Source organism: Edaphobacter sp. 4G125, assembly GCF_014274685.1.
Taxonomy (GTDB): domain Bacteria; phylum Acidobacteriota; class Terriglobia; order Terriglobales; family Acidobacteriaceae; genus Edaphobacter.
In genome coordinates this window covers 479,418-490,860 of the sequence record NZ_CP060393.1, presented here as the reverse complement: position 1 = coordinate 490,860, position 11,443 = coordinate 479,418, and the positions used below count along the sequence as shown (strand labels likewise).

General features: G+C 54.5%; 9 protein-coding genes. 6 read left to right on the top strand and 3 right to left on the bottom strand.

Annotated features, from left to right (window positions below; translation table 11 throughout):
- Positions 1–30: 30 nt before the first annotated feature.
- The 3 genes from H7846_RS02055 to H7846_RS02045 all read left to right on the top strand — a co-directional run bounded on the left by H7846_RS02055 (position 31) and on the right by H7846_RS02045 (position 4,945).
- Positions 31–1,530 carry an outer membrane beta-barrel protein gene (locus H7846_RS02055; protein WP_186694858.1) on the top strand — a complete coding sequence of 500 codons (1,500 nt, stop codon included), beginning with the start codon at positions 31–33 and terminating at the stop codon, positions 1,528–1,530.
- A gap of 141 nt (positions 1,531–1,671) precedes the next feature.
- Positions 1,672–3,057, top strand: a complete 1,386-nt coding sequence (locus tag H7846_RS02050) for an outer membrane beta-barrel protein (RefSeq protein ID WP_186694857.1) — start codon at positions 1,672–1,674, stop codon at positions 3,055–3,057.
- A 52-nt stretch (positions 3,058–3,109) separates the two neighbouring features.
- Complete coding sequence (locus H7846_RS02045; RefSeq protein ID WP_186694855.1) at positions 3,110–4,945, top strand: glycoside hydrolase family 35 protein; 1,836 nt, start codon at positions 3,110–3,112, stop codon at positions 4,943–4,945.
- A gap of 66 nt (positions 4,946–5,011) precedes the next feature.
- Here the strand turns inward: H7846_RS02045 and H7846_RS02040 are convergent, their stop codons facing one another.
- Together H7846_RS02040 and H7846_RS02035 are read right to left on the bottom strand one after the other, a co-directional pair.
- Positions 5,012–6,670 carry a DHA2 family efflux MFS transporter permease subunit gene (locus H7846_RS02040; protein WP_186694853.1) on the bottom strand — a complete coding sequence of 553 codons (1,659 nt, stop codon included), beginning with the start codon at positions 6,668–6,670 and terminating at the stop codon, positions 5,012–5,014.
- A gap of 121 nt (positions 6,671–6,791) precedes the next feature.
- Complete coding sequence (locus H7846_RS02035; protein WP_186694851.1) at positions 6,792–8,225, bottom strand: serine/threonine-protein kinase; 1,434 nt, start codon at positions 8,223–8,225, stop codon at positions 6,792–6,794.
- 269 nt (positions 8,226–8,494) lie between these two features.
- Between H7846_RS02035 and H7846_RS02030 the strand changes: the two genes are divergently transcribed.
- Both H7846_RS02030 and H7846_RS02025 read left to right on the top strand, forming a co-directional pair.
- Entirely contained in the window at positions 8,495–9,280 is a 786-nt protein-coding gene (locus H7846_RS02030; protein WP_186694850.1) for a zinc ribbon domain-containing protein, read from the top strand.
- Complete coding sequence (locus tag H7846_RS02025) at positions 9,277–9,804, top strand: 5' nucleotidase, NT5C type (protein WP_370561322.1); 528 nt, start codon at positions 9,277–9,279, stop codon at positions 9,802–9,804. Before H7846_RS02030 ends, H7846_RS02025 begins: the two co-directional genes overlap by 4 nt.
- On the opposite strand, the gene H7846_RS02020 is transcribed toward H7846_RS02025, so the two are convergent.
- Positions 9,764–10,732, bottom strand: a complete 969-nt coding sequence (locus H7846_RS02020) for a LysR substrate-binding domain-containing protein (RefSeq protein ID WP_186694848.1) — start codon at positions 10,730–10,732, stop codon at positions 9,764–9,766. The genes H7846_RS02025 and H7846_RS02020 overlap by 41 nt on opposite strands.
- An 85-nt stretch (positions 10,733–10,817) precedes the next feature.
- On the opposite strand from H7846_RS02020, the gene H7846_RS02015 reads away from it, so the two are divergent.
- Positions 10,818–11,333 carry a GNAT family N-acetyltransferase gene (locus H7846_RS02015; protein ID WP_186694846.1) on the top strand — a complete coding sequence of 172 codons (516 nt, stop codon included), beginning with the start codon at positions 10,818–10,820 and terminating at the stop codon, positions 11,331–11,333.
- Positions 11,334–11,443 lie beyond the last annotated feature (110 nt).

Below are 11,443 nucleotides of genomic sequence, written 5' to 3'. Positions count from 1 at the left end.
GAATGTTCCGGTCGCCACGGCAGGAGACGTATGCACTCAATCCTTTGGAAGCGAAGCTCTGCGCGGATTCTCTGCGCGGGCTTTTTTCTTGCCTTATTTTGCAGAGAAGCGATCTCTGAAGAGAACAAGCCTGCAATCGACCAACCTGCAAATGCAGGCGTAATATACTCCATCCCCGGTGTTTCGGATTCGCAAGAAACAACATCTTCATCATTACAATCTCAGGGGAATTTCTTTCAGCGTCTCGGGGCCTTTTATAAAGCGGACTGGACAGGACATCTCCCCGACCCTCCGGCCACAACTCGCCGGATGTTGGATGCGCCACTTGATTCGCCGCCGTTTCCAAGCTCTGATTGGGGCTATGGCGGGTCGCCGCCAATCGGAGTTCCGGATGGAAATGTCTATCCTCTGATGACGGCCTTGGGCAAGCAGAACAGCCGTTCGAAGATCTATGGCTGGTTCGCTGTAAGCGTGAACGCCAGCACGTCTTCAAACAACAATTTCCCCGTCTCCTATGACATCTTCCCCAACCGATTGGAGCTCAACCAGGCGGTCATCTACGCCGAGCGCCTACCCAATACGGTGCAGAAAGACCACTTCGATTGGGGCTATCACCTTACTGCGTTTTTTGGGATCGATTATCGCTTTACTACTGCAAAGGATTATCTGAGCCAGCAGCTGTTACAGAAGAATCGTCGCTACGGCTTTGACCCTGTGCTTGAATATGTCGACCTCTATTTTCCGGTAAAAGAGGGATTGAACATCCGTATCGGGCGCTTTCTCTCCGTACCAGGTATCGAAGCGCAGCTTGCGCCGAATAACTACAACATGACGCACTCGCTGCTCTACACCATCGACCCCTTTACTGACACAGGCGCAATTGCCAGCCTGAAACTGACGAAGCAGTGGATGATTCAAGCTGGCGTCTCCGCCGGTCATGACGTGGCTATCTGGTCGGATGATCGCAAGGCATCTGCAATCGCCTGTATCAACTACTCCACCAAATCCAATCACGATAACTTTTATGCGTGCGCCAATGGCATCAACGACGGCAAGTACGCTTACAACAATCTGCAGGACTACGATGCAACGTGGTATCACCGCTTTAACGCGAGGTGGCATACGGCTACCGAGGTCTGGTACATGTATGAGCGCGAGGTTCCGAACGTTGCCGGCAATGTCCAGAATCCGATTACCCCAGAACTCGGCGCGAATGGCGCAACCTGTGCCGCAGGACAACTGACCTGCACGGCTCCGGAATACGCCTTCGTCAACTATGTGAATCGTGAGTTCAATCCTCATCTGTTCGTCGGCTTCCGCTCGGATCTGTTGAACGACAAGAAGGGACAGCGCACGGGCATCCCGGGCAAGTACACCGAGAACACCCTCTACGCAACCAAATATATCGGCTCAACGATCATGATCCGACCGGAGCTCCGCTTCGATCACTCATGGGATGGAAGAGGATATGACAACGGAACGGCCCGCAACCAGTTCTTCTTCGGGGTCGACCTCATCTACAAGTTTTAGATTTGTATAGACAGGTCGCGGTCTTCCGCGGCCTTTTTGTTTTTAAAATCTGTTACCAATCTGCCTGTTTCGGGTGATACTATCTCGTCGTAGATAAGGCTCCACGACGAGTCCCTTTCGTATCACTCCACAGGAAAAAATATGAGATTGAAAAGCAGGCTGCGCCCGGCGCAGGCTGCATGCGTCGTGCTGCTTTTTGCATGCAGCTTTTCAGGCGTGTGGATGCAATGTAGTGCCCAAACAAAAGAGATTTCCGGAATAAGCCCTGGCAATGCTTCAGCGGATGCCAACGGATCCGAGGTCGAGATCTCCGAAATGCCATTGAACTCACCTCCGTTTCCGGCCTCGGATTGGAGCTATGGCGGTTCTCCGGCTATTGGCGCGCCGGATGGCGATTCCTGCCCTCTGCTGAAACAGCTTGGGGTGCAAGAAGGTCGCTCTCATATATATGGATGGTTTGCTATGGGCGTGGATGCCACCACCTCAGGAAAGAGTACTTACCCGGTCTCCTACAGCATCTATGCCAATCGCCTAGAGCTGAATCAAGCGGTTCTGAACTTTGAACGAATTCCCGATACGGTGCAGAGCAATAAGTTCGATTGGGGCTATCACGTGATGGCTCTTTATGGAACGGATTACCGGTTTACAACCTCGGAAGGCTACTTCAGCCAGCAGCTGTATCAGAAGAATCGCCAGTATGGCTTCGATCCGATGTTGGCGTATGTCGATCTTTATCTTCCGATGAAAAAGGGCATGAACATCCGCATCGGCCGCTTCATGTCGATGCCAGGTATTGAATCGCAGCCTTCCGCTAATAACTACAGCATGACGCATTCACTCGCTTACACCGCTGCTCCCTCTACGGAAACCGGCGCGGTTGCCAGCATGAAGCTGACGAAACAATGGATCGTACAGTTGGGCATTACAGCGGGTCACGATGTCGCTCCATGGACTGAAGATGCCAGGGCATCTGCGCTTGCCTGCCTGGACTATTCAACCTATAGCCATCGCGACAATATGTATTTGTGCGCCAGTGGAATTAACGATGGCCGATACGGCCACGACAACGTACAACATTACGATGCTACCTGGTATCACCGATTCAACACGAAGTGGCATATAGCCAGCGAGGCCTGGTACATGTATCAACTCGATGTGCCAAACGTCGCCGGGAATGTTGCCAATCCTGTCCCCACAAAGATAGGAGCGAATGGAGCCTACTGCGCTAATGGGCAGCTCACCTGTACAGCTCCAGCATATGCGCTGGTGAGCTATATCAATCGTCAGATCAGTCCAAAGCTCTTTGCAGGTTTTCGTTTCGACATTCTGAATGATAAGCGTGGCCAACGCACTGGTATCCCTGGGAAATATACAGAGAACACGATTTATATAACGCAGTATCTTAGCTCTACGCTGATGCTACGACCCGAACTCCGCTTCGATCACTCATGGGATGGAAGAGGATATGACAACGGAACGGCCCGCAACCAGTTCTTCTTTGGAGTCGACCTCATCTACAAGTTCTAAGTCACTTAGAGAGCAGCAGCAGCCATCCCGATGCCAGTACTATAAGGGTGCGATGAATATTTCACGAGCCGCACGCTTCTTTTGCGCCTGTGTTCTTGCATCTTGCTTCACCCTCTCTTCTTACGCACAGACGACACCCCATACTTTTCGAGTCGCGGATGGACACTTTGTCCTCGACGGCAAACCTTTCCGTGTGATCTCTGGCGAGATGCATTATCCGCGTATTCCTCGCGAATACTGGCGTGCTCGCCTGCGTATGGCAAAGGCCATGGGGCTCAATACAATCACAACCTATGTCTTCTGGAATGTGCATGAGCCGCAACCCGGAGTTTATGACTTCAGCGGTAATAACGATGTCGCAGAGTTCATCCGCGAGGCCAAGCAGGAAGGGCTCTATGTCATTCTTCGCCCCGGGCCTTATGTTTGCGCAGAGTGGGAGTGGGGAGGCTACCCAGCGTGGCTACTCAAAGATCCCTCTACTGTGGTTCGCACCACGGATCCAAAGTTTATGCAGCCTGCTGCGCGCTGGATCAAGCGGCTTGGGCAGGAATTGGCGCCACTGCAGATCGGCAATGGCGGCCCTATCATCCTGACACAGGTTGAGAATGAGTACGGTTCTTTCGGCAAAGATCATGAGTACATGCAGCACATTCACAAGCTGCTGGTCGATGCAGGCTTCACCAAATCGCAGCTCTATACGGCCGATGGTCCGGTGCAGGTTCCGGATGGCTCGCTGCCGGACCTTCCGGTCGGCATCAACTTCGGTGGCGAAAAAGATGGAGAGGCAAAAGAAGCCTTTGCGACGCTGAAGAAGTATCGCCCAAATGGTCCCTTCTTCAACAGCGAATACTGGGCAGGATGGTTCGATCACTGGGGGAGCAAGCACGCGCACACGAACACCGAGGCGCAAGTGGCAAACCTCAAGTGGATGCTTGAACAGGGCTACTCAGTCAGCATCTACATGTTTCACGGCGGCACCAGCTTTGGCTGGATGAACGGAGCCAACACCGATGGCAAGGGAAGTTACGAGCCAGACGTGACGAGCTATGACTACGACTCGGCTCTGGATGAGAGCGGTCGACCAACGCCCAAGTATTTCGCCATGCGCGACGTAATTGCGAAGGCCACCGGCGCGAAGCTACCTCCGGTTCCAAATGTAGCTCCGGCAATGGCTGTGCCTGCTGTTGCATTGCCTGAAGCAGCTTCGCTATGGGAGAACCTGCCAACTGCAATCCGCTCGGAGAGGATCGAGACAATGGAAGAGATCGGCCAGGCTTACGGTTGGATTCTCTATCGCACTCACCTCAAAGCTGATGCCGATGGTGAACTTGTACTCGACCAGTTGCACAGCTATGCGCAGGTGTATCTCAACAAGAAGCTGATCGGAACGATCGACCGGAGATTGAAGCAGGATCGCATTGCTCTTCATGGCACTGTGGGCGCCCAACTCGATATTCTGGTGGAAAATACCGGCCGGGTGAACTTCGGCAAGACGATCGGCAGAGAAAGCGCAGGCATCACCCACCAGGTCACACTTGCGGGGAAACAGCTACTCGATTGGGAGATCTATCCGCTAACGATGACGCACACTGACAAGCTACCCTTTGCGACTAAACCGTGCGAAGGACCTTGCTTCTATCGTGGCGACTTCAAACTCGCAAAGACTGCCGACACCTTCCTTGACACTACAGAATTCACCAAGGGACAGCTCTGGTTGAATGGACATGCCATGGGGAGAATATGGAACGTTGGTCCGCAGAAAACGCTCTATACGCCTGCGCCGTGGCTGGTAGAAGGGAGCAACGACGTCATCGTCTTCGATGCTCAAGGAAGGATGGGTCACACCGTGCGCGGTTTAAGCAAACCTATGCTGGGTGATACGAAATAACACCATTCATCACATAGAAAAGGGCGCAGATATTCATCTGCGCCCTTTGCGTCAATTCAGATTTTCTTAGTGCCCTGCTCCCGGCCCCATTCCCTTTGGCGGCTTGGGGATAAAGAACAGAAGAGGAAGCATGCAGGCGCAGAAGATCGCCATATATTGGATGATGTCGAGATATGCCAGCATCCCAGCCTGACGATGCAGCTGGTTGTAGATGTATGCCTGCGCCGAGTGCGCTGCGTCGCCGAGGAAGGGATTTCCGTCGCCGTGGCCGCCGAACATTCCGCGTAGCTTCTTCACCTGATCGACAAAGGCCGGGTTGCCCGGCGTCAGATTACGGATCATGTGCGTCTCGTGCGCCGCAGTCAGGCGCGTCAACATAGTTGCTACAAAAGCCGTTCCGCATGATCCGCCGATGTTACGGGCTAGATTGGTGAGGCCGGAGACGTCGTTGCTCTCCGACTGTTTCACCCCGATGTACGCGATCATGTTGATCGGAATGAACAGGAAGGCCAACCCCGAGGCCTGGAAGATACGCAGAAATACCAGGCGAGGATAGCTGATACCCAGGTCCATCGTGTGCATCGTAATCAGCGACAACGTGAGCATCAAAAAACCGTAGCCCATCAGCTTGCGCGGATCGACCTTGCTTGAGAGGAATCCGACGACCGGCATCATCGCCATCATCATCAAGCCCGCCGGCGAAAGCACCATGCCTGCAAGTTCAGCTGTATAACCGAGCAACGTCTGCACAAACTGGGGAATCAAGACCGTCGTGCCATAAAGCGAAAAACCCAACACAAACATCAGGATGAAGCCAATGGCAAAATTACGTCGCTTAAACAGCGTTAGATTGATAATGGGTCGATGCCCTATTCGCAGCTGCCGCAGCTCCCACCAGATCATGAGCACGAAGGCGATGACCATCGCGACAAAAAAGAAGGTGATCAAGGGCGAAGCGAACCAGTCGTCTTCCTGACCCTTGTCGAGGATGAACTCCAGCGAGCCGAAGGTTATACCCAGCAATGCGAAACCCAGAAAGTCGAGCTTGATGCCACCCTTCTGTGACTCCTTCACCTGATCGGCCACCCACGGCGGATCTTCCACGATCCTTGATGTCAAAAAGAGCGAAAGCAGGCAGATAGGAACATTCAGGAAGAAGATCCAGCGCCAATCGTAGTTGTCAGTAATCCATCCGCCGAGTGTAGGTCCGATCGCTGGAGCAACGACGACCGCAAGACCATACATCGCAAACGCCTGGCCTCGTTTCTCCGGCGGAAACGTATCCGCGAGAATAGCCTGTTCCGAGGGAGCCAGACCGCCTCCCCCGATCCCCTGCAGGATGCGGAAGAACACCAGTAACGGCAATGAAGGAGCCAGACCGCACAGAGCCGAGCTGATCCCGAATAGCAGGACGCAGATCATGTAGAACCGCTTGCGCCCGATAAAGGTCGTCATGTAGGCGCCCGCCGGAAGAATCACGGCGTTTGCGACCAGGTAGGAGGTCAGTACCCAGGTTGCCTCGTCCTGCGACGCTCCAAGGCCGCCCGCAATGTGGGGCAGGGCTACGTTGGCGATGGAGCTGTCCAGAACCTCCATAAAGGTCGCCAGCGTGACGGTCATGGCGACGATCCATGGATTAATCTTCGGACGCCATATAGCGTGGGGAGCAGCGTGCTCCTGAACAGGTTCCGGTAACTCTGGTAAATCTAATGTGGTGGAGGCCATGGGTCGAAGTTTTGGATTCCCTTCCAGAGCCTCTTGATTCAGTTTCTGGCTGATTTTTTTGGCATTTGCACACGAAAGGGTGCAGCTTCAGGAAAGCTGCACCCTCATCGTTAATAACAACTTAGCGATCGTAATTTTGGGTATAGATATCGCGAGGTAATCCGGAGCTGCGAGCCTTTCGTTTCAACACCTCGGCATCCTCCCGCGTCATGGGCCCGCCAAGGGTGACTAGATACGGCGCACGTCCGTTCGGAGAAAAAACCTCCGGGTTCAGCGACGGCTGTTGCTTTTTCAGAGTTTCGACCTTCTGTTGCGCCTGAGCTTCGTGATTGTAGGTGTAGGCCACCACTCGCCACTGAGTGCGTCCGGAAGCCGGAACTACGGATGTTATCTCTCTTCCCGGTAAGGGCCGTGCCGCAGAGGTCTTCTCTGGTGCCGGAGTAGTCGAAACCGGCTGCGGTGTGGCCACTGCTGTTCGCGCATCTTCACTGGCTCCCACAGCAGGTTCGCTCCGTGTCATTCGCCATCCAAAGAACACCAACAGCAGGATTACTGCGGCAGCAGCAATCATCAGTCTTGTTCGTTTTGTGCCCTCCTCAATCGGCTTCACAATCCGATGTCGTACATCAGGAGCCTGCGTAACAGTAGGTCGCGATACCGGCGTAGCTGGTTTCGCTGTCTGGGGAGCGATCCTTTCTCCAACCTTTCCAGTAGAAGCTGTCTCCGCCTTCTCGAAGAGATTCGCCTGCGCTTCTTTCGTGGGCTTCGCCTCTTTCGACTCCTCGACTACGGTCGCGCTCTTTTCCTTCGGCTGTTCTTTCACTTCCGTAGGACGCGGCGCTGGGACCGCGGCAGCGACCTGCACCGGAGCGACTGGCCCTAGAGCGGCAGCCATCTCGCTGAGCCCCCATTTACCGCTCAAGCCATTCCGAATAATTCCATCAAAAGGAGAAGGCAACAACGTTGCCGATCCCTGAAGATTGCGTCTTCCCGTCAATGCCTGCAACAACACCACCGCGACTGCATGAGTATCTTCGGCCTTCTTGCGGGTGATATCTGCCTCGCTTCCATCCGGCTCCGCTGCCTCGCGTACGCAATCGCTGCGCAGCTTGACGGTCTCTCCCGCTGCAAGAATATTCACCGGCTCAATGTGCCCATGCACCAGACCACGCGAGTGCAGCGCTGTGAGCGCCGTAAGCAGACTGTTGGCAAGCTGCTTTGCTTCGTCAATGGTCATGGTGCGGTTCTGGAGCAGGTCTGCCAGACTCATCTCCGTGGGCTCCATCACCGCATACACCAGCGGAGTGCCGTCCAGTACGGTCTCGCCGTACTTTCGGATCGCAACCAGGTTTTCCTGCTTGATCTCAGAAACCTTCTTCCACCGCGATAGAATCTCCGACTCATCGAAGTGCGCCTCGATCAATCGCACCATCGCCGGAGTTCCCGTCCCATTCGTTGTCAGAAAAAAGGCGCTACGACCCTCAGGCCGAACCAGTTTTTTCAGCGGATACGCATCAGCGATCGTTCTTCCTTCGTAGTCATTCCACAGTTGCATATACAAACCAGTCCTAAGGGAAATGGGTGCAGGAGTGTGCCCCTTGGGCAAGTGAAACATTAGCCGCTCTCGCTGCCGGAACGTACGCACGGCGGAAAGCGGCCCGCAATACCTCCCATTATCTCCCTAATTCTTCAGCCATCTCAACGTCTGACACGCTTTGCATGTGCATAAATTGGTTCGTATTCCGCTGCCATGCTAGACTGCGATTTCCTGCGGTTCCTGCGTCTGTGCAGGATTTTGCAACCCCGCAGAAGAAGAGGTTTCGGATGCATCCCGATCTTGAAAAGATGATTGCGCTGCAGGGGCTGGACCTCGAAGTCCGCCGCCTGAACGACGAAATGGCTGAGTTGCCCAAACAAGTCGCTGCCCTGGCGTCGGATCACGCTGCGGCAAAGAAGAAACTTGCCTCGATTCTCAGCGACCTGACGAAAGAAGAAACCCTGCGCCGTCAGCAGGAACTGGACATCAAGGATCATCAACAGAAGATCGCCCGCCTGCGAAAACAGATGGATGTCGTGACCACAACCGCCCAGGCCGCGGCTCTCGAACACGAGATCTCCTTTTCTGAGAAGGAAGTCAGCCGTCTTGAAGACGCCGAGCTTGAAAGTATGGAGCGAACCGAGGGGCTGGAAACCGCAAAGCAGACGACCGAAGAAACCATCGCCAACCTCGCGCGCCGTCACGCTGACGAAACCACTCGTACCACAGAGGCTCTGGACCGCAACAAAGCCCTCCTTGCAGAAACAAATGCGAAGCGAGCCGAACTGCGACCGCAGATCGGCGAAAACTCATTATTAATGTACGACCGAATCGCAAAATCGCGTGGCACTGCACTTGCTGAAGGAGTCGACCACAAATGTTCTGCATGCCAGATGGTCGTTCGGCCGCAGCCCTGGAACGATCTACGCGACCGCAGCAACCATGAACTGATGCTGACCTGCGAAAGCTGCGGACGCTTGCTCTATTGGGACCCCGCTCGAGATGCCCCACAAAAGAAGCCTGCCGAACGTCAGGAGAGCATTGCAGCTTCGATTGTGAGAGCCACCCTGTGAAACGTATCTGCGTTGATATGGATGAGGTCATGGCAGACGCTCTTGCTGAGCATCTGCGCCGCTATAACCGAGACCACGAAGATCAGCTCTCACTCGACGACCTGCAAGGCAAGGCGCTCTGGGATGTCGTCTCCTTTGATCGGCACAACACACTGCTCGGCTATCTATCCTCTGCCGACTTCTTCGAAAACCTCTCCGTTATGCCGGAATCCCAGCGAGTCATGCGCCGACTGCAACAAGACTATGAAGTCTTTATTGCCACTGCCGCGATGGAGGTTCCCACCTCGTTCCATCAGAAGTTCCGTTGGCTCGAACGTCACTTTCCCTTCATTCTTCCGTCGCATATCGTCTACTGTGGCGACAAGAGTATCCTCAACGCCGACTTCCTCATTGACGACAACCCGCGACAGCTGCGCCGCTTCAAGGGAGAAGGCATCCTCTTCACCTCACCACACAACATCGACGTTAAAGGGTATCGCCGCGTCAACGACTGGCTCGACGTCGAGAAGCTATTTCTCGGCTAGCCTGCATATTGAGGCCAGTTTCTTCGTGAACCGCGTTGCGAAAACTCGCGCGCGCAACCGCAGCAAACGCTCCTACAACAGCGCGGTCTTCGTGTTTCCGATAGGCAAGCTCGATATCGCTCATCACCTTCGCACCGCGCAAATTCAGGCAGACGACGTTTTCTCCCGCAATCTGTTTCACACACTCCGGAGCAATCGTGACGCCCAGCCCTGCGCCGACCAGTCGCAGGATCGTCAGCCATTGCGGGGCCTCTTGCACCACCCGGGGACGGAACCCATGTTCTTCGCATAACGAGATTGGCTTCTCATACGCCAACGCACCCGCCGTTGGACTGAAGAAGACAAATGGCTCATCGCGAAGATCAGCAGCCGAGATCAACTTGTGGTCTGCCAGGCGATGGCTACTCGGCAAAACAGCAACAAACGGCTCAGAAAACAGCGCCTCCAGACGCAGCCCTTCTATCGAACCACCATCGCGTAAAAATCCAGCATCCAGGGTCCCGCGATTGAGCGACTGCCCGATGCCCGCCGTGTAATTCTCCGAAAGCTGAAGCTGGACCCGAGGATATAAACGCCGGTAATGCCCCAGCATCGCAGGCAGCGGGGTTAACATACCTGACCCGATAAACCCGACCCGCAAAAAACCTTCATCGCCACGCCCAATGCTACGCGCCTCTTCCATGTCTTCCTGGACATTGCGTAGGGTGCGTCGTGCGCGCTCCAGAAAGACCTCTCCCGCCGCGGTCAACTTCACCGCCCGCGAAGTCCGCAAAAAAAGTGGATACCCAAGAATCTCTTCCAGCTTGCGGATCTGTTGCGAAAGGGGAGGCTGAGCCAGATGCAATCTCTCGGCGGCACGGCCAAAGTGCAGTTCCTCAGCAACAGCGACGAAGTACCGCAGATGGCGTAACTCGATTTCGCGATCCATACTTAATAGATCATAATTGCAATGTCCAATATATTGGACGTATGATCGGGCGGTCGCTAGGCTGAATCTCATAAAGGAGATCGTTATGGCGTCGACCCTTAGCCTCGCTGACATCCCTTCCAACGAAAACCTGCGCTATGAACCCAAAATCGAGCTTCGAGCCTTCCGGCCCGGCGATGCAGAGGCATTCCGCCGCTTGAACGAAGCCTGGATTGAGAAATATTTTGGCCTGGAGGAATCCGACAACCGGATCCTCAGCAACCCGGAAAGCTATGTCCTCACCAAAGGAGGCCATATCTTCTTTGCTGTTGCAGACCTGATCCCGATCGGCAGTTGCGCTCTTGTCCCGATCTCACCCGGTGTCTATGAAGTTGCAAAGATGGCGGTCAACGAGCTCTGGCAGGGCCGCGGCATCGGACGTCGTGTGCTGTCGTACACCATCGAGCAAGGTCGTGCTCTCGGAGCCACCTCGCTTTATCTTGAGACCAACAGCAAGCTCGCCAACGCGATTCACTTGTACGAATCTCTTGGCTTCAAACATCTGCCGCCCAGACCCTCACCCTACGTGCGTGCCAATGTTTTTATGGAGCTGCGCTTCTAACAAAACCTTACGACTTAAAAGCAAAGAGGCCCTTTTATAGGCCTCTTTTTGCTTGCCTCAAAAATGCGCGTCAGGCGGCGCGGTCAAAAACGAACTTCTGTCGTCGCCCA

Coding starts and splice junctions, on each gene's coding strand:
- H7846_RS02055 (WP_186694858.1), top strand. CDS start 31: ATGCACTCAATCCTTTGGAAGCGAAGCTCTGCGCGGATTCTCTGCGCG.
- H7846_RS02050 (WP_186694857.1), top strand. CDS start 1,672: ATGAGATTGAAAAGCAGGCTGCGCCCGGCGCAGGCTGCATGCGTCGTG.
- H7846_RS02045 (WP_186694855.1), top strand. CDS start 3,110: ATGAATATTTCACGAGCCGCACGCTTCTTTTGCGCCTGTGTTCTTGCA.
- H7846_RS02040 (WP_186694853.1), bottom strand. CDS start 6,670: ATGGCCTCCACCACATTAGATTTACCAGAGTTACCGGAACCTGTTCAG.
- H7846_RS02035 (WP_186694851.1), bottom strand. CDS start 8,225: ATGCAACTGTGGAATGACTACGAAGGAAGAACGATCGCTGATGCGTAT.
- H7846_RS02030 (WP_186694850.1), top strand. CDS start 8,495: ATGCATCCCGATCTTGAAAAGATGATTGCGCTGCAGGGGCTGGACCTC.
- H7846_RS02020 (WP_186694848.1), bottom strand. CDS start 10,732: ATGGATCGCGAAATCGAGTTACGCCATCTGCGGTACTTCGTCGCTGTT.
- H7846_RS02015 (WP_186694846.1), top strand. CDS start 10,818: ATGGCGTCGACCCTTAGCCTCGCTGACATCCCTTCCAACGAAAACCTG.